The 26,659-nt window shown below is 60.4% G+C and carries 25 protein-coding genes and 1 tRNA gene; 10 read left to right on the top strand and 16 right to left on the bottom strand.

The annotated features are described in order from the left end of the window. Positions 1–81 precede the first annotated feature (81 nt). The 4 genes from mtnK to RDA78_RS03705 are packed head-to-tail and all read left to right on the top strand — an operon-like array spanning position 82 to position 4,109. Positions 82–1,344, top strand: coding sequence for an S-methyl-5-thioribose kinase (gene mtnK, locus RDA78_RS03720; RefSeq protein ID WP_434054019.1), 1,263 nt, complete (start codon positions 82–84; stop codon positions 1,342–1,344). Beyond that, on the top strand, positions 1,341–2,450 hold the full coding sequence (gene mtnA, locus RDA78_RS03715; RefSeq protein ID WP_434054018.1) for an S-methyl-5-thioribose-1-phosphate isomerase: 1,110 nt from the start codon (positions 1,341–1,343) through the stop codon (positions 2,448–2,450). Before mtnK ends, mtnA begins: the two co-directional genes overlap by 4 nt. Further along, positions 2,447–3,451, top strand: a complete 1,005-nt coding sequence (locus RDA78_RS03710) for a sugar-binding transcriptional regulator (RefSeq protein WP_434054017.1) — start codon at positions 2,447–2,449, stop codon at positions 3,449–3,451. Before mtnA ends, RDA78_RS03710 begins: the two co-directional genes overlap by 4 nt. After that, positions 3,444–4,109 (top strand): class II aldolase/adducin family protein, encoded by a 666-nt coding sequence (locus RDA78_RS03705; RefSeq protein ID WP_434054016.1) that lies wholly within the window; start codon positions 3,444–3,446, stop codon positions 4,107–4,109. Before RDA78_RS03710 ends, RDA78_RS03705 begins: the two co-directional genes overlap by 8 nt. A gap of 25 nt (positions 4,110–4,134) precedes the next feature. Here RDA78_RS03705 and RDA78_RS03700 read toward each other — a convergent pair whose 3' ends face one another. From RDA78_RS03700 to aroA, 5 genes are all read right to left on the bottom strand, one after another. Next, a complete protein-coding gene (locus tag RDA78_RS03700; RefSeq protein WP_434054015.1) occupies positions 4,135–4,989 on the bottom strand; it encodes a DMT family transporter in 855 nt (284 codons plus the stop codon). Between the two features lie 136 nt (positions 4,990–5,125). Continuing rightward, positions 5,126–6,178, bottom strand: coding sequence for a DUF3616 domain-containing protein (locus RDA78_RS03695; protein WP_434054014.1), 1,053 nt, complete (start codon positions 6,176–6,178; stop codon positions 5,126–5,128). A 169-nt stretch (positions 6,179–6,347) separates the two neighbouring features. Next, positions 6,348–8,045, bottom strand: a complete 1,698-nt coding sequence (gene rpsA / locus RDA78_RS03690; RefSeq protein ID WP_306142453.1) for a 30S ribosomal protein S1 — start codon at positions 8,043–8,045, stop codon at positions 6,348–6,350. Positions 8,046–8,321: 276 nt separating this feature from the next. Further along, positions 8,322–8,948 carry a (d)CMP kinase gene (gene cmk, locus RDA78_RS03685; protein ID WP_434054013.1) on the bottom strand — a complete coding sequence of 209 codons (627 nt, stop codon included), beginning with the start codon at positions 8,946–8,948 and terminating at the stop codon, positions 8,322–8,324. After that, a complete protein-coding gene (aroA, locus tag RDA78_RS03680) occupies positions 8,945–10,300 on the bottom strand; it encodes a 3-phosphoshikimate 1-carboxyvinyltransferase (RefSeq protein ID WP_434054012.1) in 1,356 nt (451 codons plus the stop codon). Before aroA ends, cmk begins: the two co-directional genes overlap by 4 nt. 342 nt (positions 10,301–10,642) lie before the next feature. Here aroA and RDA78_RS03675 point away from each other — a divergent pair, with 342 nt between their 5' ends. From RDA78_RS03675 to RDA78_RS03660, 4 genes are all read left to right on the top strand, one after another. Further along, on the top strand, positions 10,643–11,032 hold the full coding sequence (locus RDA78_RS03675; RefSeq protein ID WP_434054011.1) for a TIGR02300 family protein: 390 nt from the start codon (positions 10,643–10,645) through the stop codon (positions 11,030–11,032). A gap of 152 nt (positions 11,033–11,184) precedes the next feature. Beyond that, positions 11,185–11,260 (top strand) — tRNA-Ala (locus RDA78_RS03670). 390 nt (positions 11,261–11,650) lie between these two features. After that, on the top strand, positions 11,651–12,967 hold the full coding sequence (locus RDA78_RS03665; protein WP_434054010.1) for a B12-binding domain-containing radical SAM protein: 1,317 nt from the start codon (positions 11,651–11,653) through the stop codon (positions 12,965–12,967). A gap of 160 nt (positions 12,968–13,127) precedes the next feature. Continuing rightward, on the top strand, positions 13,128–14,069 hold the full coding sequence (locus tag RDA78_RS03660) for a hypothetical protein (protein ID WP_434054009.1): 942 nt from the start codon (positions 13,128–13,130) through the stop codon (positions 14,067–14,069). Here the strand turns inward: RDA78_RS03660 and RDA78_RS03655 are convergent. The 3 genes from RDA78_RS03655 to RDA78_RS03645 all read right to left on the bottom strand — a co-directional run bounded on the left by RDA78_RS03655 (position 14,059) and on the right by RDA78_RS03645 (position 16,491). Next, positions 14,059–14,850, bottom strand: coding sequence for a class I SAM-dependent methyltransferase (locus tag RDA78_RS03655; RefSeq protein WP_434054008.1), 792 nt, complete (start codon positions 14,848–14,850; stop codon positions 14,059–14,061). The two genes, RDA78_RS03660 and RDA78_RS03655, sit on opposite strands and share 11 nt — an antisense overlap. Positions 14,851–14,857: 7 nt before the next feature. Beyond that, a complete protein-coding gene (locus RDA78_RS03650) occupies positions 14,858–15,523 on the bottom strand; it encodes a phytanoyl-CoA dioxygenase family protein (protein WP_434054007.1) in 666 nt (221 codons plus the stop codon). Between the two features lie 65 nt (positions 15,524–15,588). Further along, positions 15,589–16,491, bottom strand: coding sequence for a LysR substrate-binding domain-containing protein (locus RDA78_RS03645; RefSeq protein WP_434054006.1), 903 nt, complete (start codon positions 16,489–16,491; stop codon positions 15,589–15,591). A gap of 147 nt (positions 16,492–16,638) precedes the next feature. Here RDA78_RS03645 and RDA78_RS03640 point away from each other — a divergent pair, with 147 nt between their 5' ends. After that, positions 16,639–17,598: a hypothetical protein gene (locus RDA78_RS03640; protein ID WP_434054005.1), complete on the top strand. Its 960-nt coding sequence runs from the start codon at positions 16,639–16,641 to the stop codon at positions 17,596–17,598. On the opposite strand, the gene RDA78_RS03635 is transcribed toward RDA78_RS03640, so the two are convergent. The 7 genes from RDA78_RS03635 to RDA78_RS03605 all read right to left on the bottom strand — a co-directional run bounded on the left by RDA78_RS03635 (position 17,595) and on the right by RDA78_RS03605 (position 24,274). After that, positions 17,595–18,998, bottom strand: a complete 1,404-nt coding sequence (locus RDA78_RS03635) for an amidase (protein WP_434054004.1) — start codon at positions 18,996–18,998, stop codon at positions 17,595–17,597. The genes RDA78_RS03640 and RDA78_RS03635 overlap by 4 nt on opposite strands. A gap of 204 nt (positions 18,999–19,202) precedes the next feature. After that, on the bottom strand, positions 19,203–19,499 hold the full coding sequence (locus RDA78_RS03630; RefSeq protein ID WP_434054003.1) for a hypothetical protein: 297 nt from the start codon (positions 19,497–19,499) through the stop codon (positions 19,203–19,205). Between the two features lie 154 nt (positions 19,500–19,653). Further along, on the bottom strand, positions 19,654–20,709 hold the full coding sequence (locus RDA78_RS03625) for an L-idonate 5-dehydrogenase (protein ID WP_434054002.1): 1,056 nt from the start codon (positions 20,707–20,709) through the stop codon (positions 19,654–19,656). An 8-nt stretch (positions 20,710–20,717) separates the two neighbouring features. Then, positions 20,718–21,995: a TRAP transporter large permease gene (locus RDA78_RS03620; RefSeq protein WP_434054001.1), complete on the bottom strand. Its 1,278-nt coding sequence runs from the start codon at positions 21,993–21,995 to the stop codon at positions 20,718–20,720. A gap of 2 nt (positions 21,996–21,997) precedes the next feature. Continuing rightward, a complete protein-coding gene (locus RDA78_RS03615) occupies positions 21,998–22,495 on the bottom strand; it encodes a TRAP transporter small permease (RefSeq protein WP_434054000.1) in 498 nt (165 codons plus the stop codon). 64 nt (positions 22,496–22,559) lie between these two features. Then, positions 22,560–23,537, bottom strand: a complete 978-nt coding sequence (locus tag RDA78_RS03610; RefSeq protein ID WP_434053999.1) for a TRAP transporter substrate-binding protein — start codon at positions 23,535–23,537, stop codon at positions 22,560–22,562. Between the two features lie 5 nt (positions 23,538–23,542). Further along, on the bottom strand, positions 23,543–24,274 hold the full coding sequence (locus RDA78_RS03605; protein ID WP_434053998.1) for a GntR family transcriptional regulator: 732 nt from the start codon (positions 24,272–24,274) through the stop codon (positions 23,543–23,545). Positions 24,275–24,399: 125 nt separating this feature from the next. Between RDA78_RS03605 and uxuA the strand changes: the two genes are divergently transcribed. Next, positions 24,400–25,620: a mannonate dehydratase gene (gene uxuA, locus RDA78_RS03600; protein WP_434053997.1), complete on the top strand. Its 1,221-nt coding sequence runs from the start codon at positions 24,400–24,402 to the stop codon at positions 25,618–25,620. 33 nt (positions 25,621–25,653) lie between these two features. On the opposite strand, the gene RDA78_RS03595 is transcribed toward uxuA, so the two are convergent. Then, positions 25,654–26,517: a LuxR C-terminal-related transcriptional regulator gene (locus RDA78_RS03595; protein WP_434053996.1), complete on the bottom strand. Its 864-nt coding sequence runs from the start codon at positions 26,515–26,517 to the stop codon at positions 25,654–25,656. Positions 26,518–26,659: the final 142 nt, after the last annotated feature.

Below are 26,659 nucleotides of genomic sequence, written 5' to 3'. Positions count from 1 at the left end.
ATATAGTCATTTGTCAACCAAGTTGACTTTTGAACAATCTTGATCATTATCAGGGCAAAACAGGGAGGAAGAAGCGCAGTCATGGATACGCCTGAGCAGTATCGGCCGTTGACACCGGAGGACCTCGCAACGCGTCTTGCCTCGATCGAGGCGGTGGCAAACAGGGTCGGAACCGACCTGGCGGCCTGGGATGTGCAAGAAGTCGGCGATGGCAATCTGAACCTTGTCTTTATCGTAGAAGGACCGGCCGGCTCTGTCGTGGTCAAGCAGGCGTTGCCTTATGTCAGGCTCGTCGGGGACAGCTGGCCATTACCGCTCTATCGCGCCTTTTTCGAGAATCACGCGCTGGTCAGGCAGGCGGAAAGAGATCCGGGATCGGTGCCGGAGGTTTTCCATTTCGATGAGACGCAGGCGCTCATCGTCATGGAGTTCCTGGCGCCCCACAAGATCCTGCGCCGGAAGCTGATCGATGGAGAAACGGTCGAGGGGCTCGGCGACTTTCTTGGCCGGTTCTGTGCACGCACCGCGTTTCGCGGCTCTGAGCTTTCGATGAAGAGCGCCGACAAGAAAAACGACGTCGGTCTGTTCGCAGGCAACATCGAGATCCCGGCGATCACCGAGGCGCTTGTCTTCACCGATCCCTACTACGAAGCGGAAATGAACCACCACACGGATGGCCTGGATCCGGTCGTCAGGGACCTGCGCTCGGACGCGCGTCTGAAGGCGAGGGTTCAGCGGCTCATGATGAAGTTCGCATCCAACACCGAAACGATGGTGCATGGCGATCTGCACAGCGGATCGATCATGTCGACGGAAAACGAAAGCCGTGTGATCGATCCCGAATTCGTTCAATACGGCCCGATGGGCTTCGACCTCGGAATGCTGTTGGCGAATTTTCTCATGGCCTATTTCAGCCAGCCGGCCCACAGGCAGGATGCGGACCTGGAAACCTTTCAGGAATGGCTCCTTTCGGTGATCACGGAGACGGTCGCCGCGTTCGAGGACGAGTTCGGGCACCTCTGGGCGACGGAGCGCACCGGCATGCTTTACCCGCAGGCGCTGTTCGAGGGGCAGGGCCATGCTTCGGCTGAGGTCTGTGCCGAGTTGCTCGCGGAGATCCGCGTCGATGCCCTTGGCTTTTGCGGCATTGAAATGCATCGCCGGACGCTCTCGCTGGCGCACAACGCCGATTTCGAGGAGATCGAGGACAAGGCGCTGAAGGCCGCGCTGGAAGCGCGGAACCTGCGCATGGGCGCCGACCTGATCCTCAACGCCGGGACCATTCGCACGACGGAAGATCTCCTGTCGCTGGCGCGCAACTACAACAGAAGGGACATCCTATGAAAGTCGACGGAACCCATTACCGGTCGCTTTGGTGGGACGAGGGCAAGGACGCGCTCCAGATCATCGATCAGCGCTGGCTGCCGCACGAATTTCGGATTCAGCAGGTCGATACGCTCCAGGATTTCGCTGACGCGATCGTAGAAATGCGGGTGCGCGGCGCGCCCCTGATCGGAGCCACTGCCGCCTATGGCATGGCGCTTGCCGCCAGACTGGACCCTTCCGATGCAAATCTAGACACGGCCTGGGCATTTCTGGACAAGACACGTCCGACCGCAATCAATCTCCGTTGGGCGCTCAACCGGTGCCGGGCGCATTTGAAGCCCCTGCCGGAGGCGGATCGGGCGGCTGCCGCGCTGAAGCTCGCGCACGAGATTTCCGACGAGGATGTCGACATCAACCACCGCATCGGACAGAACGGGCTTGAGATCATCCGCAAGATCGCCGCCGGCAAGGAAGACGGCGAGCCGGTTCACATCCTCACGCACTGCAATGCCGGCTGGATTGCCACGGTGGACTGGGGCACGGCAACCAGCCCGATGTATCAGGCCTTCAACGAGAACATCCCTATCCATGTCTGGGTGGACGAAACCCGCCCGCGCAACCAGGGTGCGCTGACGTCCTGGGAGCTTGGCAGTCACGGCATTCCGCACACCTACATCACCGACAATGCCGGCGGCCACCTGATGCAGCACGGCATGGTCGATCTCGTCATTACCGGCACCGACCGCACAACCCGTCGGGGCGATGTCTGCAACAAGATCGGCACTTATCTGAAGGCGCTTGCCGCCAAGGCGAACAATGTTCCCTTCTACGTCGCGCTGCCCTCACCAACCATCGACTGGAGCGTGGATGACGGCGTTGCCGAAATCCCGATCGAGGAGCGCCTCGAACGCGAGGTGACCCATGTTCAGGGTTTGAACGAGGCCGACACGATTGCGCAGGTTCAGGTCACGCCGCACGGCACACCTGGCGGCAACCCGGCCTTCGACGTGACCCCGAACCATCTGGTGACGGGCCTGATCACCGAGCGCGGCGTGTGTGAGGCGAGTGCGGACGGCCTCGCGGGTCTGTTCCCCGATCTGGCGGCGGTTGCCAAGAGCGCATGAGCCCCGCCTCGTCCAGGTCCCGGGCAGCTGAGCCCAGAAGCGGAGCGCGCCCGCGCACGCAGGACGACGCGATCGTCGAGGTGACCTGGTGCTACTATCAGGACGGGATGAACCAGAACGAGATCGCCGAGCGGCTGGGGATTTCCCGGGCGACAGTGGTCAATTATCTGGCCGAGGCCAGAAAGCGGGACTACGTGCGCATTTCGCTCGACACGGATGTCTTTCGGAACCAGGAACTCGCCCGCAGGATCGTCGACCGTTTCGGCTTGCGCGATGCTGTCGTCATTCCGTCTTCTCCCGACGGTCCCGAACGGTCCCTCGACCGCGTGACGCGCGTGGTTGCCGACTGGCTGCCGGGCTTGCTGGAGCCCGGTGACCGGCTCGGTGTCGCCTGGGGCGAGACCGTCTACCGGGTCGCGGAGGCCGCGCCGAGGGTCGATCTCGAAGATCTCACCATCGTTCAACTGGTGGGATCGCGCCCCGCCGCGCTTGGCTTTGCCGCCGAGACCTGTTCTGCCACGCTTGCACGGCGCTACGGCGCACACTGCGTGAACCTCCACGTCCCGCTGGTCCTGTCGGACAAGGACCTTGTCGAACAGCTGAAACGGGAGCCGGTCATCGAAGCGCAATTGCAGGCCGTTGCCGACTGCAACAAAACCATCTTTGCGTGCGGCACCTGCGGCGAGGACAGTCACGTGGTACACACCGGCCTTCTGGATAAATCGGATATCGGCGCCTGCGCGGCAAACGGGGCCATCGGGGTCATTTGCGGCCGGCTCATAGACCAGGACGGACACGGCCTGAACCGTGACATCGAAGACCGCATGATTGCCGTCACCCTGGAGCAGATGCGACACAAGGACATGGGGCTGCTCGTTGGTTCGGGCCCCGACCGGGCCGCGCCGATGCTTGCGGCCATTCGCGGCGGGTATGCCACCCACGTTGCGACTTGTTCCGAAACCGCGGCCGACCTGCTCAGACGATCGGAAGACCATGCTTAAGCCACCCTACAAGGACACCAACAAACTGCGTCAGGCCATCATCGATACCTGCCGCGAAATGAACCGGCGCGGGATCAACCAGGGCACGTCGGGCAATGTGTCGGCCAGAGCCGGCAAGAGAATGATCATAACGCCGTCCGGCGTTCCCTATGAGCGGATGACACCCGACATGCTGGTTTCCGTTCCCCTGAAGGGACTCGGCAAATTGAAGGGCGACTATCCGCCTTCGACCGAATGGCAGTTTCACCAGGCGCTGCTGCGGGAAAAGGAAGCCATGCACGCTGTCGTCCATGCCCATCCTGTGCATTGCACGGCGCTTTCCATCGACCGTGTCGAGATCCCGGCCTGCCATTACATGATCGCGATCTTCGGTGGAAACACCGTGCCGCTCGCGGATTATGCCCTGTTCGGAAGTCAGGCCCTGGCGGATCATGTGACCAGCGCGATGGCGGAGCGGTCCGGGTGCCTGATGGCCAATCACGGGGCTGTCGTTACCGGCGAAACGCTTGAAAAGGCACTCTGGCGGATGGAGGAACTGGAGGTTCTGGCACGCGCCTACATCGTCAGCCAGACGGTCGGCAAACCGCATATCCTGTCGAAGGCGGAAATCGACGAAGTCCTCGGCGCGGTCGCCAATTACGGCATCAAGTCTTCCTGATCTTCTGCATCGCGGCAGCGCCTATTCACGCCGCGCGCCGGGTCGCCAGGGATCCGAGGCCGGAAGCGGCAATCAGAAACAGTCCGGCAAAGGCTGTCATGTCCGGCCATTCGCCGAAAACGACAACGCCGAGAACGGTTGCGGAGATGAGCTGCGTATAGACCAGCGGCGCTACAAGACTTGCATCCGCTGTCCGGTTGGCGATCACCAGAAGATAGTTGCCTGCGGCCGAAGTCAGCGCACTCGCAATGAGCAGGAGCCAGACGCCGATTTCATTGACGGGCAGCGGCGACGACAGACCGAAGGGGGTCAGCAGCACTGTGCCGATCAGGAGTTGCGACAAAAGCAGCCGGGTGGGCCGCATGGCTCCGGCAAGCAGTTTTGTCATGAAGAGATAGCAGCCATAGGACGTTCCGGCGAGCAGAGCGAACAGCGTGCCCGTTGCCATGCCAAATCCGGGTTTGACCACCAGGAGCACCCCCAGGAACCCGACGGCCAGGAGAACGGTGTGCGTGGCCGATGGCCGTTCCTTCAGAAAAACGACGGCAAGGACATAGGAAATGATCGGTCCGATGAAAAAGGCGCCGAACACGTTGGCGATCGGCTCGGTTTCGAGCGCCGTCAGAATGGAGCTGATCCCGCCCGCGATGAAGACAGCCCGCAGGATCACCCGCCAGTCCTTCATCGGGCCAAGTTCGCGCCACTGCAGACGCGCAAGCGGCCAAAGCACAAGCGCTGCGATTGCAAAGCGCGTCCAGGCGATGATGAAGGGATCCACGCCGCTCTGTGTGAGCAGCTTGCCGCAGGTATCGCCGGTCACCACCAGCGTGACGGCAAGAAAGACAGTGCCGGCAAGGCGGCACAGATCGAGGGCTGACATGTCTGAAATCCAGAACGGAGTATCGGGCGCGGCCTGCAATCATTCAAAAGAACTGCGACGGGCACAAGCCCTGCGATCCTCAATTCGGTTCGCTTTGCGCGCGGCGAGCGAGGGCACGCCGGTTCAGTTCCAGGGGCTATTTCCCGACCATAAATTCTACCGGCGCGCCGTTTTTCTCACCATCAAACAGGACCAGCACCTTGTAGCCTGCGTCGGTTTCCTCCAGCACCAGCAGCGTTTCGGCGCTCGCATTTATGTCGACCCCGGGCAGTGTCCCAAGGGGCTTTGCAGCATCACCCGTTGTCCCGCTCCAGAACCAGAGAGACGGCGCGGGCGATGGCGGCGCACGTTTTTCGCCGCAGGTGAATTCCTCGGTGCCGCGGCGGTCGTCGCTCCGGCCCGCCAGAATGAGAAGGCCGTTCTTCACCCGGGTCAGGTCGCGAATGCCGACATTGTCGCCCAGTTGGACCTTGTCGGTTGTTGATGGGGGCGGTTTGTCCTTGAACAGCTCGCCCAGTGGCACGCGCAGGACGAGCGCGTGATTTGCTAGGCAGGGGCTCCTGAGACCGAACAGCATGTCGCCGTCCATTTCGGAGATGCCCTCTATGGTGACGCCATTGCGGTCCAGCGTCTTGTCGGCAAACGGCGCAAGGTCGGGATTGGATTTGATCGTTTCGGCGAGCAGTGTGGTTCGCTCAACAGCCGGATCGACCTTCTTGTCGTTGATCTTGAACGCTGGCTTGCCGGACTGCGTGTCGACCGGAAAGCGAAACAGCGTATACCGGGAGGGTTGAAACTCTCCGCTCCTGGAAAGCCCGTGCGAACCGGTGACATAAAAATGGGACGAAGCCTTCTCGTCACCGGAGGGCACGAACACCACACCTTCGGCGTCGATCTCGTCCATCTTCTTGCCGTCGACCTTCTTCGGCAACAGCCGGATCACCCCTTTCTTGTCCGGGTCCAGACTGTTCTTGCCGATCTTGAAGAGCTGCGCATAGTTCTTTTCGTCGTTGGCTGCGAGACACCATCCGCCGGCCGGGGCGCAATCCGCACCGCTGATCGACTCGCGCGCGGCCGCGCTTTTCTCGAAGTCTGGTTTGACCTTCCACTTGGTCTTCAGCCGTTCAATATCCGCGAGCGCGGGTGAGGCTAACATGGGTGCGAGGAGAAGGGCAAAAAGCAAGCGCATCGGTTACTCCCGTTCCGATCCATTTTGTGCTCCTCTATCAGGGCACATTCGCGTGCTGAAGTCCACGCTGCCGGGCGGACACACAGGCGCGCGTTTGGCGCAACAAAAAAGCCCGGCATTGCTGCCGGGCTTTTCATTTCCGTACCCGGTGTCCCGGGCTCCGAAAACCTTAGTCGTCGGACTGCTGCTTCAGGGCAGCACCCAGGATGTCGCCGAGAGACGCGCCGCTGTCGGAGGAGCCGTACTGTGCGACAGCTTCCTTTTCCTCGGCGATTTCGAGCGCCTTGATTGACACGGTAACCCGGCGGGTCTTCTTGTCGAACTGAGTGATGCGAGCGTCGAACTTGTCGCCGACGGAGTACTTCTCCGGGCGCTGCTCTTCGCGGTCACGGGAAAGGTCCGCACGGCGAATGAATGCGGTCAGGTCGCTGTCGGCGATCTTGACGTCCAGGCCGCCGTCCTTGATTTCGGTGACTTCACAGGTCACGACGGAGTTCTTGCGCAATTCGCCGGCTGCGCCCGATTCCATCGGATCGCCGGTGAGCTGCTTGATGCCGAGAGAGATGCGCTCTTTCTCGACGTCCACATCGAGGACGATGGCCTTGACCATGTCGCCCTTCTTGTACTCCTCGATGACCTGCTCGCCCGGACGGTTCCAGTCGAGGTCGGACAGGTGAACCATGCCGTCCACGTCGCCGTCGAGGCCGATGAACAGGCCGAATTCGGTCTTGTTCTTGACTTCGCCTTCGACGTTGGCACCGATCGGGAACTGTTCTGCAAACGCATCCCACGGATTCTGAAGGGTCTGCTTCAGGCCGAGAGAGATGCGGCGCTTGACCGGGTCGACTTCCAGGATCATCACTTCGACTTCCTGGGAAGTGGAAACGATCTTGCCCGGATGGACGTTCTTCTTGGTCCAGGACATTTCCGAAACGTGGATCAGGCCTTCGATGCCCGGCTCCAGCTCGACGAATGCACCATAGTCGGTGATGTTGGTCACGCGGCCGTTGAACTTGGCTTCCAGCGGGTACTTGGCTTCGATACCGTCCCACGGATCGGTTTCAAGCTGCTTCATGCCAAGGCTGATGCGGTGCGTTTCCTGATTGACGCGGATGATCTGCACCTTGACCGTCTGGCCGATGGTGAGAACTTCCGACGGATGGTTGATGCGGCGCCACGCGATGTCGGTGACGTGCAGCAGGCCATCGATACCGCCGAGGTCGACGAACGCACCGTAGTCGGTGATGTTCTTGACGACGCCTTCCACGGTATGGCCTTCTTCCAGGCTCTGAACCAGTTCCGAACGCTGTTCGGCGCGGGTCTCTTCCAGAACGACACGGCGGGACACGACGATGTTGCCGCGGCGCTTGTCCATTTTCAGGATCTGGAACGGCTGAGGCGTGTGCATCAGCGGGGTCACGTCGCGGACCGGACGGATGTCGACCTGCGAACGCGGCAGGAAGGCAACGGCGCCATCCAGATCGACGGTGAAACCGCCCTTGACCTGGTTGAAGATCTGGCCGTTGACTTTTTCGTTTGCTTCGAACGCGACTTCCAGGCGAACCCAGCTTTCCTCGCGGCGTGCTTTTTCGCGCGACAGGACAGCTTCGCCGAGAGCGTTTTCGACACGCTCCAGGTAAACTTCAACTTCGTCGCCGACACCCATTTCGCCGTCGCGGCCCTTGGCGCCGAATTCCTTCAGCGGCACACGGCCTTCGACCTTCAGGCCGACGTCGATGACGGCAAGGTCTTTTTCAATAGCGACAACGGTGCCTTTGACGACGGCACCTTCGTAAAGGTCGTTCTGGACGAAAGACTCTTCGAGAAGAGCTGCAAAATCCTCGGTAGAGGGATTGAAATCGGTCATTTAGTCTCCTGAGCGCCTGTTGGCGCACCGCCGGCGGGTTGGTGTTGCACTCCGGATTGCCTGTCTCCCGGGATCGCGATCTTCGCTGATCCTTCCGCTTCGAAAAGCGGGCCGGCGGAGGCGGCAGACGGAAAATCCGGTCTCGCCACAGGACACGATCTGAAACACGTCCTGCCGAAATTCAATTGTCGTTCATTAAGAACCTGCGGCTTTCAAAGCCCGAGTTGCTCCGGATGCACGGAAAGGGGCGCACCTGAAAGTGAACCCCTAAGCTCTTTAAGCATCCTTGGCGCTTGAAATGATATCCACAGCCGCCTGGAACGCGGTTTCTATATCCATTTCTGTCGTATCAAGCAAGACCGCATCTTCAGCTTGTTTCATGGGAGCGACGGTTCTCTGGCTGTCGCGCTCGTCCCTGCGTTTGAGATCATCAAGAACGGAGGCGTAATTTGCGTCCTTGCCCTTGGAGATCATCTCGTCCGTCCGCCGGCGCGCACGCGCTTCGGGAGACGCGGTGACGAACAGTTTGACCGTGGCGTCAGGGCAGACCACGGTGCCGATATCGCGCCCGTCGAGAACGGCCCCGGGAGGCGTCTCGGCAAAGCGTCGCTGGAGTTCGACAAGCTCCTTTCTGAGCCCTCCCAGAACCGCGATGCGCGAGGCCGCCTCGCCGATTTCATGTGCGGACAGCACGGTCTTGTCCATCTGGGCGAGGTCCAGGTTCTGCGCGATCTCGATGGCAACGCCTTCATCCCCGAGCGGCAGCCCCTTGGCGAGAAGCGCGGCCGAGACCGCCCGGTAGGTCAGGCCGGTATCGAGATGCCTGAGGCCGAAGTGATCGGCGAGCCTGCGCGCAAGCGTGCCCTTTCCGGATGCCGCGGGACCGTCAATCGCGATGATCATGCCGCCTCGCTGGCTCTCGCGGAAAATTTGGCACCGAGGGTTTCAAACAAAGGCGTGAAGGTCGGGAAGCTGGTGGCAATGACCGCGCCGTCGTCCACCGTCACGGCGGCGTCGGAAGCCATGCCGAGCACGAGAAAGGCCATGGCAATGCGATGATCGAGATGGGTGGTGACCGTGCCGCCGCCGATGGCATCGGCACCGCCGGTCACGGTTAGCGTGTCTTCTGTCTCCACGCAGGGAATGCCGTTTGCTTCCAGGCCGCGGGCGACGGCCGCAAGGCGGTCGGATTCCTTCACGCGCAGCTCGTCGAGCCCCGGCATGAACGTGTCGCCCGTGGCAAAGGCCGCGGCGACCGCGAGCACCGGATATTCATCGATCATGGACGGTGCCCGGTCTGCCGGTACGGTGATGCCCTTAAGCTGGCTGGCTTTCACCCTCAGATCTCCGACGTCTTCGCCGCCGGTCTCACGGCGATTGACGATCTCAATGTCGCCGCCCATTTCGATCAGCGTGGTGATCAGGCCGGTCCTGTGCTCGTTCAACAGCACATTCTCGATGGTGATGTCGGAACCTGGAATGATAAGTGCGGCAACGAGCGGAAAGCCTGCCGAGGACGGATCGCCCGGAACGTCGATGTCCTGCGGTTTCAGCTCCGGCTGTCCCGTCAGCTTGATCACCCGTTCGCCGTTCTCATTGAGCGTGACCGAGATTTCCGCGCCGAAGCCTTTCAGCATCTTCTCGGTATGATCGCGTGTCGGTATAGGTTCGATCACGGTTGTTTCGCCGGGGGCATTGAGGCCCGCAAGGAGCACGGCGGACTTGACCTGTGCGGACGGCATTGGCACCCGGTAGGTGATCGGCAACGCTGTTTCCGCACCCCGGATGGAGGCCGGCAGGCGGTCACCGTCGCGGGCAATGACGTTTGTCCCCATCTCTCGCAACGGGTCGAGCACGCGGCCCATCGGACGCTTCGAGAGGGAGGCGTCGCCAACAAAGGTGGCGGCGATATTATGGCTGCCGAAGATCCCCATGGTCAGGCGGACCCCGGTGCCGGCATTGCCGAAATCGATCACGCCTTCGGGCTCCAGAAGACTGCCCAGGCCGATCCCGTCGACGGTATAGGAGCCGTTATCGTGTTTTTCGATGGTTGCCCCGACAGCGCGCATGGCATCGGCTGTCGCCAGAACGTCTTCGGACTCCAGAAGGCCTGTCACAGTCGTTCGTCCGACCGCAAGCGCGCCGAACATCATCGATCTGTGTGAAATGGACTTGTCGCCGGGAACGCGGATCGTACCGGTCAGGGGGCTGCCCTTGCTCGCGGTAAGAGGCGTGGGCGCGGTATTATGTGACATTTTCAATGTCCGGAACTTGAGAGTTTTCGAAAAGGTGTCACGTCCTATCACGCGGACGCCGCCTCGTCATCACCCGGTTTTTTCGGTGCTGGTTTTGAATGTGCCGTCGTGACATCCGGCGCGTCCGTCCGGACGCGTTGCGTTTTGGCGAGGGCTAGGCGATGGACCCATAAATGAGATTTGTTGGCGAGAACTTTTTGGCGCGCTTGAAATTTCGTCCGCAACATGCAGAAGAATGGGGCGAACGGTTTTTTTGTCCGATTTGTCTTTGACAGCAGCTGAGCTTGACGCTATGGGGCCCCACCGACAAGTCAGCCAGACAACAAACGAAGGGTGAGCACAGTGGCAAAACCTGAACTTGGCACAAAGCGGCTTTGCCCGAGCTGCGGCGCCAAATACTACGATCTCAACCGCGATCCGATCACGTGCCCGAAATGCGGCACGATCTTCGAAACTGTCATGACCGCGCGTGCGGCCAAGGCGGCAAAGGTCGAAGAGAAGCCGGAAGAGGAAGAAGAAGAGGCGGACGCAGCAGCACCGGAAATTGTAACCCTGGAAGAAGCCGACGCGGAAGCGGAAGGCTCCGAAGACGTGCCGGATATCGATGGCGACGATGATGTCGAGATCGAGAATGAAGAATCCGACGACGACGTTTTCCTGGAAGACGAAGACGAAGACGAGGATTCCGTTCCCGGTATCCGCGTTGAGATCGAGGACGATACCGACCAGTAATCGTCTTGCGGGGCTGCCGTTCCATGCGGCCTTTCCGCTGTTGTTCACGGCGGGATATTTCTTCGAAAATTCTGCTTGATCTTGGGGGGCGGTGTGACTATGTTCCGCCTCCATCGACGCCGGGGACCTAGACCGGCGGCAAGATGCGACAAGGGGCCATAGCTCAGCTGGGAGAGCGCTTCGCTGGCAGCGAAGAGGTCAGGGGTTCGAGCCCCCTTGGCTCCACCATTCCTACATTGCGAAAATCAGTCTTCAATTGACGATGTGCCATCCGCGCATCGCACACTGTTTTCCGGACATCTGAAGTCGTCGTGTGCCGGCTTTTTTCAGCATGAGACGAACAGATCCCCGATAGCTTCGATCATGCGGCTTTCCGGCGGATCGCTCACCACGGTTGCGGGATGCCGGTGCACAGCTTCACCCGTTTGGGAATTCGCTTCTTGACGACAAATCAGACTTGCATCGCAGGCAGGTACGCAATCCAGAGTAAGCCATTCCGCATTCTTGCCTTTTCTGCACCGGGACTGTTGCGCCAAATAGCTTGACTTAGCGTCAGCTTGTGTCGCCAAATGACGGACAGGTTCCAGACATCCATTTTTGAATCTGGAGGTCTTTGGCATGGTTCGAGCATTGTTGGTTCTGCCTCCGCTGCCGCAACCGATGAATGCGCCGTATCTCGGCCAGCAATACATCGCGGCGGTGCTGCTTTCAGCCGGGCACACGGTGCGTTGCCTCGACCTGGCCAATTTGAGCGAAGCAGAAGCTCGAATTCGTCTGACCGAAGAGGTTTGCAGCTTTCGCCCCGACCTCGTCGGAATGACCCTCTTCACCTACAACGCCCTGTCCGGATACAGACTGGCGGCTTTGCTTCAGGATGACGGCGTGGTTTTGATTGCTGGTGGACCGCACCCGACGGTGCTGCCGGACGAACCCTTGTCGCACGGTTTCGATCTGTCGCTGAGCGGAGAGGGAGAGCACGCAATCCTTGCCATTGCCGAGACGCTTGACAGGGGCGGCAGCTTCGACACCATACCGGGGCTGCACACGCGGACCGGACATGGACCGCCCTACGGCACGATCGAAGATCTCGATGGCTTGCCCTTTCCCCATGTTGCGGCCGGAACCACGGACGAAGACGCCGTTGCAGGCGGCATCGTCACCAGCCGCGGGTGTCCGGCACGCTGCACCTTTTGCGCCAATTACGTCACCGGCCGCGCCTATCGATGGCGGAGCCCGCAGAACGTCGTCGCGGAATTGCTGACACTGCGGCGCCGGTTCGGCCTCGACCATGTGCCCTTTTGGGATGACGCCTTTACTGCCCGCCGCCCGCGCCTTGAGGCACTGTGCGACGCCATTCTGGCGGAACCGGATCTTGCGGGCATGACCTGGACCTGCATCACCCCTGGCAACATGGTGCTTCCCAGGGATCTTGACCGCATGCGCCGCGCCGGATGCGTCGCGATCAACTTCGGCATTGAAAGCGGTGACAAGAGCATTCTGCGCGCGATCAGAAAAGGACAGACGCCGGAACGCATCGTGACGGCAGTCGAGGCTGCAAAGGCTGCGGGAATGACGACAATCGTGAACTTCATGTTCGGCTTTCCCGAAGAGGGCCTGGAAGAACTTGCCAACACGCGCGCCCTGATGATGCAGTTGGCGCCAATAACGGATTTCTTCAACAATTTCGGCGTGCTTGTGCCGTTCCCCGGAACGGCGATCTACGACCGCCACCACCTCGAATACGGGTTCACCGGCTGGTGGCTCGATCCCGCGCGGATTCCGGCAGCGCCCGGTCCGGATCTTGGATGCGATCCGGCGCTCGAAAAGAATTTCTTCAACTACGCGCCGCACCTCAAGGCTGAGATTGCCGGACTGGTGCGCTGGAAGGCCCGGCACAATGCCGCATGGGCAAGCCGGAATTCCAAAACCGGTTAGGAATATTTTTAAGGAGACTTGAACAATGATTCGCAGTTTGCGTCGTACCAGAGTTTCTAAACATGCTGCAGAGTTTGCGGGTCAGACCGCAAAATCGGTTGCCAAAAAGGCCAGCCAGCAGATCGACACTGTTTCGAAAGCAGCCACAAAAGTAACCCATATGGCCACCGAAACCGCCGGGAAGGCATCCGGGGCGGCCCAAAAGACCGCGCAGCATGCGGCCGGGCTTGCAGCCAAGACGGCGGGCAAGGCAGGTCAGGGCGCGGCCAATACCGCGAAGTTCGTGGAGTCCAACGTCAGCAAGGTTGCCGGAAACGTCGCGAAAGTCGGCAACGCCGGTGCCAACGCGGCCCAGGCGCAAGCTGTCATGATGGTCGAACAGATGTCCTCGATCACGTCCGGATCATCAGGCGGCAGCAGCGCGCCAACCGCGTCGTTTACCACCGCCGATCAGGCTGCGGTCATCGATGCGATCAAGCCTGCAGTCAAACAGGCGGTCGACATGTGGAAGCTCAGTGCACATTTCTCCGATCTGAATGTCATGGCGGTCAGCGCCATCGGCACACCGGGCTGTCTCGACGGTCCGGAACTGGAGTCCCAGATTCGCATCCATCCGAAGATCCAGTCGCTGTCCGGTCTTGCGCGGGACATGGCCAACGGGATCGCAGAGGGGTTTTCCGACAATTTTTTCCTTTGGCAGAACGGGGTCACCGTGCCGGGTCTGCCATGGTATCCGGCCTTCGCCGCCTTTCCGGGACCCAGCGCTCCTCCCATGCCCAACGTTCCGTCGCCGCTCATCGGCTGTGTCTCGAACCGGGTTTCCAAGCTTATCCTCGCCACCGAACTGGCCGACACCATCACCCAGGCGCTGCCCGCACCATTGAGCTCTGAGACGGCGTTCATCAACCGCGTGGCCTCGGGACTGGCGATCGGAGCATCGACGTGGCTCGCCGCTGCGCAGGTCATGAATGTTCTCGGGTACGGTCCGGTTCCCTCGTTCGCGCCGCCTTACGTTCCGGTCGGTCCGGTTGTCGGGGGCACGAATATTCCCGCTCCCGGGCATCTGATGGCGGCGCCGTCACTGAACCCGATCATCGTGTAACCCGGGTTCCGGCACATAAGGCCCAGGTTTCCCAGCGCCAGGAGGACATGTCGAGACCGTCTGAACACCGGGCGAGAAGCGCCGGCCGCTCCTCCGGCGAGACTTTTCCAAGCAGTGTCTCGTTCACCGGCGGCAGCGCCAGCCAGTCGCGATAGGCATCCTGCGTGAGCCGCAGCCGGATGCTTGACCGCGACAGGAAGAACCCGTGGTCGCGAAACGCCTGGGTCAGCGATGCTTCTGTGAGGGGCGTCAGTGCGGTTGCTGTCGGGTTGCCGAGGTCAAGTCCGGCAAGTGCTTCCGTCAGCGCGATGAGCCGGGGATCGCTGCCGCCGCCTGGTGCGTCAGCCTCACCCAGATAGGCAGCTGGCAGGGAGACCGCGAGAACACCCGAGGGCGCAACATGTTGCGCCATCCATCCGATCACCTCGCTGACCGGTCCGAGGGCCCATATCGCGGCGCCGCAAATCACCCGGTCGTACTGCTGCCCCTTGGGAGGCGCGGTGTGCCAGGTGATCGGACGGTCCCGCGTTCGGGCCGAGCCTTCCTGCCGCATGGCATCCGATGCCTCAACAGCCGTGACCACGTCTCCGTCGCCCAGCTGTTCCAGGCAAGCCAGCGCAGTGCAGCCGATACCTGCGGCAATATCCAAAACCCGATGCCCAGGTGCAACGGCAGCCGCCTGAACCAGTGCTTTCGCTGCAATCCGGTATCGGTCATGCCGGTCGGTGAAAAGACGGTAGTGCCGGGCGGTTACCTGATGGTTCCAGAGGAGAAGGCTCATCCGGGTCTCATCCTGTCGGCAAGCCAAAGCGCAGGTCAAGCGACAGCCTTGGACGGTCGGCGCTCCGGTTCGGCAGGCTCCTGTGCGGGGTTAGTCCCGAAAACAAAAGAACGTCTCCCGGAGAGCAGGGCACGGCGCCCCAGTCGCACGATATGTCTCCGCTCAAACCGGTCTCGTCATGAGGCAGCAGTTCCGTTTCCCGGTCCGCGACTTCGAGGCTCCCGAGCCGCCGCGGACAGGGAACGAGCGGAAGCCAGGCGATCCACAGACCGGGTGCTTGGCAGTACCACGCATCCTGATGCGCCGCCGTACCTTGTGTTTCTCCGGGAAAGGTCATCCTGCAGACATCGGCCTGAAGAGCTTTCAAATCGTGGCCACTGATGCGTCTGAGTGCATCTGTCAGGCCTGGATCGGAACGAAGTGCGGCGACCTCTTCAAACGCAAGAACCTCGGCCAGAAACGACACGTAGCCAGGGTCGTCTGCCGTGAGCCTGGTGCCGTGTATGTGCGGTTTGGCGCGCCCGTGCCGGTCGAGCCAGCCACGTGCAGCTGCCGCGTCCTGCACCCGCGCGGCAAGTGTTCTCACAAGACCAAGATCAACGGCGTGTCGAAACAATCGCGGACGTTTGAACTCCGGATCTGGATCCGTCTGGAATGTTGCCGCCAGGGTCATCATGGCTCACTAATCAAATGATGCCGGTTTCCGGTGCGCGTCCCGGTCCGATGCCCGGTTCTTGTTCAGGCAAGCTCGACAGAAAGCCATTCCAGCAATTTGTCGGTGTCTGGATGCAATGCGCGCGCGGTGCCACGATACACCGAAATTTCCGTCGGTCGCGAAACAAACTCCTCGCAAGGTCTGATGAGCTTGTTTTCCTCGATCATGATCTGCGTGGTTCGTCTCCAGCCAAGCGCAATGCCTTGCCCTGCGACCGCGGCCTGAAGCGCAAGCGGATAGCTGTCAAAATGAAGAAGACGAGGTCTTCTGGGCGCGGTCGCCGCGACGGCGCCGAACCAGTCGGACCAATCCATCCAGTCTTGCGGGACCACCCGGTGAGCCAATAGCGGATACGATCCGAGTTCGGCGGGTTTCAGCTTGCGGTCAGGCTCCTGCAAAAGGGACGGTGCACAGACCGGGAAGATGTCATCGGAAGCCGTGAATGCCAGTTTCGCCGCGCCGGAGGGCCGTCCCGACGTTTGCATGGCCGCATCAAAGTGTTCCTTTGCTTCGGTGATCGGGTTTAACGAGCTGACAATCCGCAACTCGACACCCGGGTGACGTTGCTGAAAGCCGGCAATGCGTGGCATCAGCCAGTAGAAGGCCTCGCAAAGCTGGCAATGCAGCACCAGTTCTTCGGGCCGTCCCAAGCCCTGCAGCAGTGCCATTTCCTCGGCGATGTCCGACAGCGCGGTGCCAACGACCTGGCCGAGACGCCGCCCTTCGTTTGTGACAAAGACGGCGCGATTTCGGCGTTCGAAGAGCATCACGCCGAGTTCCTGTTCCAGAAGCGCGATTTGTTTGCTGACGGCTGTTTGAGTCATGCCGAGTTCCGCTGCCGCGCGCGAGAAACTTTCAAGCCGTGCAGCGGCTTCGAAGGGTTTGAGGCGCGAGAGTGACGGCAGTGAACGAGGCATATTTTTCATAATCTGAACTCATGTATAAACGAAGAAAAATCGCTTTTTTGATAGCTTAAATCATGATTTTTGGTTGCGCAAAGGGACAGTATCCAGCGTCGCCGCAAACCGAAAAGGTCTTGCTCGAGCGCAGCTGGCGACCAACTGGAGTTGCGCGTGGCATCGGTTTCAAAACTCGGACTGTCGTTTTGTCTTGTCTTCGTGACGCTGGAGGCGTTTCAGGCTGTCTATCTTGGTTCGGTCTTCCAGACGGTTGACTCGTTTTTGGTCGGCGCCTGCGTATTCGGCATTTCCGTTCTGGCCTGCACCTTGATCACCGCATTCTTTCGCGCGGGAGAACTCGTCGCGTCATTCAGGTCCTGGAGAATTCTGGCAACCCTCAATATCCTGGCGGCGGCAACCTGGTGCACTTATTTCTTCGCAATTCAGCTCATCGAACCGGCCATTGTCTTCACGATTTTCTCGGGCATGGTCCCGCTTTGCACTGTCATTGCCGGGTGGTGCGGGCTGCCCGAAGCAGCGTCTAGGCGTCAAAAACCGGAAATGGCCGGAAACGCATTGATCCTTCTGTCCTTGCTGCTTCTCGGGGTGGTGACTGTCTTCGGTTATTCGGGATTTGTCCGTGGCAACTGGCTTGCCGGTCTTGCCGGCGCGGTTCTCTCTGCGACGTCCGGACTTTGCACCGCGTATGTCATTCTCTTTTCGGCGCGGCTAAGCACAAAGGGCGTTGGTCCGCTGGCCCAATTCGGACTGCGCTTCATTCTGTACACTTTGCTTGCACTTGCCGCCTACGCACTGGGTTTGGATGACAAAGGCGTCCGGCCCGAACCTGTCGATCTTGCGGCAGTGGTTTTGGTTGGACTGGGTGTGATTGCGTTTCCCCTTTATCTCGTTCAAAAGGCAATCCCGCTGTTACACCCCTCCACTATAGCGGCCATGACCGCCCTGGGCCCGGTCATGGTGTTTTCGATGCAGTTGTTGGAAGGCCGCGTTGACTACTCCGCCGAAACACTGACTGGCCTGATCGTTTACATGGCCGGCGCTCTTCTTGCCGTTTACGGAACCGTTTCGCAGCCCGCACGCCCGGAGCCGGGCTGTTTTCGCACCACGTCTTAAGTTCCGCCTTCCATGCCTTCTATCGCCGCCATCAACGCCAGTACTTTTGCATCCTGACCGCGCGCGCCGATGATCTGGAGACCGACGGGCAGGCCGGCCTGTGTCTTGCCGCAGGGAACAACACCCGCGGGTTGCTGCGTCAGGTTGATCGGAAAGCTGAAACTTGCCCACTCTGTCCAGCGCTTCAGACCCGAATCCGCCGGAACCTCAAGTCCCGCTCCGAAAGCCGGAACCGTGACAGCGGGTGAAAGAATGAAACCATATTCGGCAAGGGCCAAGTCCATTCTTGCGCCGAACTCGGCACGTTCCACCTGGGCGGCAACGAGCGTTTTCGCGTCATAGGCCGAGCCCGCTTGTGCGATTTCGCAAAGACCCGGATCGATCTTTTCGCGCTCGGCCGGACCATAGGGCGCAAGGCGCGCTGCTGCACCGGTAAACCAGTGGACATGAAAGATCTCAAGCAGGTCCTTTGCGGGCAGGTCGAATGGCTCGACAATGGCCCCCGCCGCTTCCAGCTGTCTCATCCGGATGTCGACAAGCGCAGCGACTTCAGCATCGAGTTTGCCTGCGGGCGGGGCGGTCCAGTAGCCGATGCGGCTGTCCGCGATGGCCGTGGTCAGGTCTTCGAGCGCGGCGAGAGTGCCTTCTCCCTGGTTCCAATCGCGCCGGTCCCGCCCGCTCATTGCGCGCAGCATGGCAGCCGTATCATGCGCGTTGCGGCACATCGGGCCGATATGGGCGACGGTTCCGAACGGACTGGCCGGATAAGCGGGCACACGGGTGAAGGTCGGCTTGAGCCCCGTGATGCCGCAGAAGGAGGAAGGGATCCTGATTGATCCGCCGCCGTCCGTTCCAAGATGAAAGACCCCCGAACCGAGAGCCGCCGCGATCGCGGCGCCGCCCGACGAACCTCCTGAAGTCATGTCCGGATTGTGGGGGTTGCGCGTGATCCCGAAGGCGTTGCTGTCCGTGACCGCCTTCCAGCCGAACTCCGGCGTCGTCGTCTGACCGAGAAAGACGATCCCCGCGTCCCGCATCAGGCGCACGCTTGGTGCGTCTTCCGCCAGAGGCGCATCACTGGTGACAAGGCTGCCGAAGCGGGCAGGCCAGCCCTTCACCCAAACGATATCCTTGATGGTGGCCGGAACGCCATCAACGGACGACAAGGGGGTTCCCTCGGCCCACCGGGCCTCGGATGCCTTTGCAGCTTCAAGCGCGCCCTCGTGATCGAGGAACGTGAAGGCATTGAAGACGGGATCGATCTCCTCGGCACGTGCAAGGCACGCCCTGGTCACGTCAACGGGAGAGATGGTGCCTTTCCGGTAGGCGGTCGCGAGCTCGTCCGCGCTCATCCGGCAAAGCGGATCCGCCTGCTGCAAGCTGTGAAACCCGTCGCTCATTCGTCATCACCCTCGCTGTTCGTTGAAGACCGATGGTAGCCCTTTTCAGATCGCTGGGAAGGGATAAATCACGGACCAGTTCTCGTGGACGGCTTGCGCACCACCGAGCCGGCGCGAAGGAAACGGGCGCGACGCAGCAGGACATCTGCGATGTTTCTCTGCTACGTCGCACAAACTCGCTCGGTGCTGCCTCAGCTGCGGTTGTCAGGTGATGGTCCACGTAACCGTCTCGCCCTGCCCCCGGTCGTGCACGAAGGAGACCTTGTCTCCTTCGACGGCAACCGACTGGAAATCCTCGGGAAGATCCTTTCCATCGAAAAAGATGGTCCGGCAGTAATAAGTATCGCTCCAAGACCATGTTCCCGTGATGGCCTTCCGGTCGGGACCTACGCCTTCAACGCCGCCCCGGGGCGTTATGATCACCCAGCTGTCGCCGAGAACCAGCCTCCTGCCGGCCACGTGCTCCAGAAAATCCTGTCGTGTTGTGATGTTCCTTGCCATGTGATGCTTCCCCCGGGCTTGTCGCTTTCCGCGACTGTTCAGATCGCTCGAAAGTATAGGCACCGGGCGGCACAAGTCATCTCCGGAGAGTTGCCTGTCACGGTGCGGGTGCGATCAGGTTCAAGTCCGCAAGCAGCATGCGGGAGCCTGGCGGTCATTCACCAATGTAACCATTGAAGAGTATGTGCACCTTCATGGCGTGGGCGCGGTCGCCGGCCTGTTTGAACGCATCGGGCGCCCTTTCGATCGGGAACGAGGGGCTGATGATCGGTGCAACATCTATCGCGCCGCTGTTGATTGCCTGGACGGCGGCGGCAAATTCCGTGTGAAAGCGGTGTGTTCCCCTGACTGCGATTTCCTTGCCGACAATCAGGTTGAGCGGCATGGGTGTATCCCCGGCAACACCGACCGCGATCAATGTACCGCGCGGCCTGAGGCAGAGCAGCGCATCCCTGATTGCAGCGGCTGATGCGGAACACTCAAATGCGACATCGAACTGTCCCTTGTCCGCCTTGTAGCGATCGAGACCGTCACGATCCGCTGCCAGATTGAGGGTCTTGCCCGCTCCCATCTGTTCTGCGATGCGGAGAGGCATCTCCTGCAGATCCGTCGCGACGATTTCGGTTGCTCCTGCGTCGCGGGCCACGGCAACGCAGAGGGCCCCGATCGGTCCTGCCCCGGTAACAAGTACGCGTTTTCCTCTCAGATCCGGCGCTTGCGCGCGCGCATGAAGGCAGACGGCAAGCGGTTCGGCACATGCAGCCGCACGGACAGGAACATTTTTGTCGATCGGTTGGATCTGTTTTGCGGGAACCACGATCCTTTCGCGGAACAGGCCCTGTTCATGCGGCAACCGGTAGGCGGAGCCCATGAACCGCATGTGAAGGCAATGAACGTGGTTGCCCTCCTTGCAGTAAAGACAGTGTCCGCAAGGCTGGCTCGGGTTGATGGCGACGAGATCGCCGGTCTGCACTGTATCGACCTCGCTGCCGGTTTCAACGATGCGGCCGGCCGCTTCATGTCCCATGGCAATCGGTTCCCTGACCCGGACCGGACCGAAGCCGCCATGATGAAAGTAATGCAGGTCGGAGCCGCAGATGCCGCCGGCCAGAACGGCAACTTTCACGTCACCAGGCCCGGTTTCCGGCTCCGGTTGCGTTTCGATCCGCAGGTCGTGGACACCATGCAGGATGCAGGCGCGGGACAGCATGGCGGCTCCTATCCGAATATGAGATTTGGCAGCCAGGTTGCCAGGGCCGGGATGAAGGACACGAGCAAGAGGACGATGATGTTGCTCAGGAGAAAGGGCAGTATGGCCCTGACCACCGGCGACAGCGGCAATCTGGCAATCCCGGCACAAACAAACAGGCAGACGCCGACCGGTGGGGTTGTCAGTCCGATCATCAGGTTCAAAACGGCAAAGGTTGCAAAGTGCAGCGGTTCGATGCCGACAGCCTGCGCGAGCGACAGGAGGGGAACGAACAGGATGATCAGCGCGGCAATCGTTTCCATGAACATGCCGACAAACAGCAGCAGCAGATTGATGATCAAGACGACAAGTATGGGATTGTCGGTGATCGATAGCACGGTGCCCGCAATTGCCTGCGGTATCCGTTCCGACACGAGTATCCAGCCGAAGACGTTTGCAAGACCGACCAGCGCCAGGATCGAGGCCGCTGAGACGGCGCTGTCCGCAATGATCTTCGGAACTTTCTTCAAGGGCAGTTCGCGGTAAACGAATGCGCCGACGACAAAAGCGTAGACGCTTGCGACAACCGCGGTTTCCGTCGGGGTGGCGATGCCGCTCAGGAGACCGTAGATGATGATGCCTGTCATCGCGATCGCCCAGAAGGCGCTTGCGAATGCGCGGAAAAGTTCACCGGTGCCCCGCCAGGGTTCCCTCGGAAAGTTGTTCCGCCGCGCAATCACGTAGCAGGTGATCATCATTGCAAGGCCCATCAGCAAACCCGGAACAGCCCCGGCCATGAACATCTGGCCGACGGAGATGCCGCTGAGCGCGCCGACAATGATCATCGGGACGCTCGGAGGAATGATCGGCCCGACGGTGGAGGATGCCGCGGTGACGGCTGCAGAAAAGTCTGCCGGGTAACCGGCTTTTTTCATGCCGGGGATCATGACACCGCCAATGGACGCCGCATCCGCGACAGCCGTGCCGGTGATGCCGCCAAAGAGCATTGAAGCGCCGATATTGGTGAGGCCCAGTCCCCCGCGTACCCAGCCGACCAGCGCATTGGCGAACCGGATGATCCGTTCCGTGATACCGCCATTGTTCATCAGGTTTCCGGCCAGGATGAAACCTGGAATGCTCAGCAGAACGAAAACATCGATGCCGGCATAGACCTTCTGCGGCACGACCACGAGCGGAATGCCCGAGACCAGCAGATAGCTGAGAGAGGAAAGCCCAAGGGCGATGGCGACGGGGATACCGATCACGAGCGAGCCGACAAAGACGGCGAAAAGTACAAATACCTCCAACGTCAAACCTCCTGCCTGGCGTGGGAAACTTCAACATGCAGGAGCGTGAGAACGGCACGCATCACGGCAAAAAGAAGAAGCAGAAGAAACAGCAGGAACACGCTGAAATGGACAAAGGACATCTGCAGGCCCATAGCGGGAGATTTCTGGAGAAATCCGATCTGAACGTATCTCCAGGCTCCCGGCAGGAGAATGGCTGCAAGAAATGCGGTCGCCAGCGACGCGACAACGTTCAGGACGCGAGGCCACGGATCGGGCAGCGCGTCGCAGACGATATCAACATTGACAAGGTCGCCGCTCATCAGTCCGAGACCGACACCGAGCGCAGTCATGTAGATCAGGGCAAACCGGGTGAGTTCTTCCGTCCAGACCGGAGAATCGCCAATCGCACGGCCCAGGACCTGGGTGAGGACCGCTATGATCAGCACCATGAAGGCGATGAGAACGCCTGCCCGGCAGAGAAGCTCGAGCGCGCGATAGACTTGCAAGATGACCTTCATGAACCGACCTGAAGAAAGGCCCGCCGCCTTTTTTGCAGGACGGCGGGCAAGTTAGGGGAGGAAGTTACTTCTGGCTGTTGAAGAGATTTTCCACGATCGGTTTGATCTCGTCATTCACGTTGGCCAGAACAGCGTCTTTGGCTGCGGCCGCATAGGCAGCACCGTCCACCTCGACAAATGTCATGCCGTTTTCTTCCAGATAGGCACGATCCTCGGCGAGGCTGATTTCAAGAAGGCCGCGCTCGAACTCCTGGGCGCGCTTGGCCGCTTCAAGAACGTGGGCCTGGTCTTCAGGGCTCAGGCCTTGCCACGTCGATTCGGCGATTGTCAGGTAAATCCAGGACCGGACATGCTGCGTCAGGTTCACATGGGACTGGACCTCGTTGAAATTGGCGGAGCGGATCAGCGCAAGCGGGTTCTCCTGCGCCCCGATGGTGCCGTTCTGCAAACTTGTGAACACTTCGGAAAAGGCCATTGGAGTCGGCGCGGCACCAAGCGACTTCCAGACGTCCACGAAGAGCGGGACGTTGGGCACGCGCATCTTCAGGCCTTCAAGCTGATCGGGAGCCGAGATGGCCCGGTTCGATGTGAGATTTCGCGGACCGCGCGCAAAATAGGCAATCGGCCGGATCTGCGCCTTCTCGATGATCTGCGCCTCGATCTGGTCGCCGATCTCCCCGGAGGCGACCTCGTCCATATGGTCCGTCGAAGCGTAGGCATAAGGCACGGCAAGAAGAGCGGCCATCGGCGCCCAGTTCTGAAGGCTTTCTCCGGTGATCGTCATGTCGACCGTGCCGAGTTGCATGCCGTTGATCAGGTCGATTTCCTTGCCGAGTGATTCGTTCGGATAGACTTCGACCGCGATCCGCCCGTCGGTCAGGGTGGAGAGCTCTTCGCCGAATTTGACCGCCGCCTTGTGCCAGGCGTTCTGTTCATTAGCCAGATGGCCCAGTTTCAATGTGGTGTCCTGCGCCACTGCTGCGCCGGCCACGAACTGTGACACGAGGCAGGCGGCGAGAAATTTGCCAAATCTGATTGTCATGACTCTCACTCCCTTGTGGATGATGATCCATCAGTCGCCAGATCCTCGCAGCGATCGAAATAGACCTGATTTCTCTCTATGATCTGGGGCAGAGTCTTGAGGATCTCGTTCAGATGTTTGCGCATGGCCCGGGAGGCTGCATCCGGGTTGCCCGCGTCTATCTGATCGACGATGGCGGTATGCTGATCGATCAGCGTGGCAAATGGAAAGAGTTCGAAGCTGAGGAACCGGACCCGGTCCATCTGGCTTTTCAGTCCTTCCACGAACTGCCAGGCAACGTCCTTTCCGGCCGCCTCCGCGAGGGTGCGGTGGAACTTTTCGTCTTCGTTGATGAAGTCTGCTGAGGACGCTTTTCCGATCTTGGCCTGATGCCGCAATTGCGACCGCAATTCCTTTACCAGGGCCGGCTTCGGATCCTGTGCGAGCAATCGCACGATGTCGGCCTCGACCGCCTCCCGAACGAACCGCGATTGCAGAACGGTCGGATAGTCGATCTTGGTGACAAGTGTGCTGCGTTGCGGCCGGATCAGGAGCAATCCCTCCTCGGCCAGCTTGATGAACGCTTCGCGAACCGGTTGCCGGCTGATGCCATAGCTTTTGGCGATCTCTGCCTCGGACAGCTTGCTGCCCGCTGGAAGGTCATTCTTGACGATCCGTTCGCGCAATATGCGCCGCACCTGCGGCGCAATCGCAAGCGTATCGTCAAGCCATGTATCAATGTTCACTTCGTTCAACACGAGGTGTCCTCCCAGGTCGGTTATCTGCCATACTGCCATACTAGTCAACAAAAATTTGACAAGCGGCTGCCAAGCCTTCAAAAAATGCGTTACATGTTGAGATAACGGTATAGGAGGGAACCGGCTTGCGCGAAACATGGAGATGGTTCGGACCGGCAGATCAGGTCTCGCTGGATGATGTCGCGCAGGCGGGAGCCCGCGGGATCGTCACGGCATTGCACCATGTTTCGCCGGGAGACGTGTGGTTGCCGGAGGAGATTACAGGGCGGCAGGCCGCGATCCGGAACCAGACCGCGCATCTGCCCGAGCCGCTGGAGTGGGAGGTCGTTGAAAGCTTGCCGGTCTCCGAAGACATCAAGAGACAGACTGGCAATTGGCGTGAACATGTCGCGGCCTACAAGACCAGCCTGACCAACCTTGCGCAGGCTGGACTCAAGGTCGTCTGCTACAACTTCATGCCTCTGCTTGACTGGACCCGGACCGACTTGGCTTACCAGGTCTCCAACCGGGCGACATGCATGCGGTTCGATCTGGTCGACTTCGTCATGTTCGACCTCTTTCTGCTTGGGCGAAAGGCCGCTTCATCCGATTTTCCCGAGGAGGTGGTCGAGGCCGCCCGCAAGCGTTTCTCCGAAACGGACGACACCTTCAAGGCTTCCCTCGTCAGCAACGTCATTTGCGGGCTCCCCGGAGGAAACGACCAACTGACGCTTGACGACATCCGATCCCACCTGGCGGCCTATGAACCGTTTGATCATGCTGCGCTCTGCACTCACCAGGCCGCGTTTCTGGAACTTGTCGTGCCGCATACGCAGTCGCTCGGTCTGCGGCTGTGCTGCCACCCGGACGATCCGCCCTACCGCCTCCTTGGCCTGCCGAGGATCATGTCGACGGAATCTGATTACGACCGCCTCGTAAAGTCAGTTGATTTGCCGGCTAACGGCATTACCCTTTGCTCCGGATCACTGGGTGCCAGGGCCGACAACGACCTTCCCGGTATCATGCGGCGCCTCGGCGCCCACGTTCACTTCCTGCATCTGCGCAATGTTGCGCGAGAGCATGACGCGGTGTTCGGTTCTTTTCATGAATCGGAGCATCTCGGGGGCGACGTCGACATGCCGGCTCTGATTGCGGCGGTACTCGCTGAAGAGGAAAACCGCCGCCAAGGCGGCCGCGACGACACGTCGATCCCCTTCCGGCCTGATCACGGACAGGACATTCTGGATGATCTGGCTCGCCGGGCGCAGCCCGGCTATCCCGCGATAGGGCGTCTGAAAGGCCTTGCCGAACTGCGCGGGGTCATTGCGGGGCTGCAGTATGCATCTCACAGAGAAGCTGCCGAGTGAAAAGCCTCGGCTCCGCTGAGTTCGCACTGGTGGTCACGCCTTGCCGCCGAGCGCTCTTAACTCGCTGATCATGCGCGCATTGTCGAGTGCGATGACGCTCTGGTCCGCAAAGGTATGGGCAAGGGCTGTTGCCTGCGCATTGAAAGGGCGGACCTGCTGCCGGTAGATGGTGAAGGCTCCGACCAGGCTGTCGCCGGACAGCATGGGGATTGCCACAAAGGAGCGGGCGCCGCCGAGATCGGCTGTTGCATGGCGCAGCGGGTCGTCCGTTCTGTAGAGTTCTTCGGACCGGACATCGACGATATTGACGACGTCCTGCACTTTTTCCATCCGTCCAAGGCCGGTTGCCTTGCCAACCGTGAAAACACCCTGTCGATCGAGCCAGTCCCGGAAGCCCTGCGGAATGCCACGCGTGAACCTTGCCGAGAATTGCCGGTCGTCGTGATACTCGAACAGGATCCCGAATTCCGCGTCGCACAGCTCCAGTGCGTGACCCAGGATCGCGGCCATCACGGCGTCTGTGTCGCCTCGCGAACGGCTGATGATCCGCAGGACTTCGCTCAGAGCTCTCTCGCGTCCGATAGCCTCTTCAAGGCTGAGCGCCAGTTCGGAAATGACAGCCGCATGGTCCGTCTGCGCATCGCCCGGTGCACTGTCTCCTTCCAGGCGGGCATGCAGTTCGAGCTTGGAGGAGACTTCCAGCTTGCGGTAGATCGCAGCAAGATGTGTGCGCACCGTTGACGGTGCAATATGCAGACGCACGGCAATTGCATGATAGGTCTGCCCGCGGGCGTAGTTCTCGGCAATCTCCAGTTCGCGCGGACTTAGTATCGTGTCTGGCTGCACCTGCTTCCGTCCCCCGGCTGTTCCCGCGCATCCTGCGACGTCTGTCTGCAACGTGCAATCCCGCACTGATCTCCGCCAAATACTGCATCGGCATGCAAAAATTACAGCATCTGCACGATACCCGCCCGCAAACACGCTTCCTATGCTCGCCTGCATTGGGGGATCGAATGAGCAAAATCGGACATTCAACGAA

Origin of the sequence: Roseibium sp. (assembly GCF_051016195.1) — a bacterium.
In the GTDB taxonomy this organism is placed as follows: Bacteria; Pseudomonadota; Alphaproteobacteria; order Rhizobiales; family Stappiaceae; genus Roseibium.
Note: the sequence above shows the minus strand (reverse complement) of the source record. Positions and strands in the feature narration are given on the sequence as shown.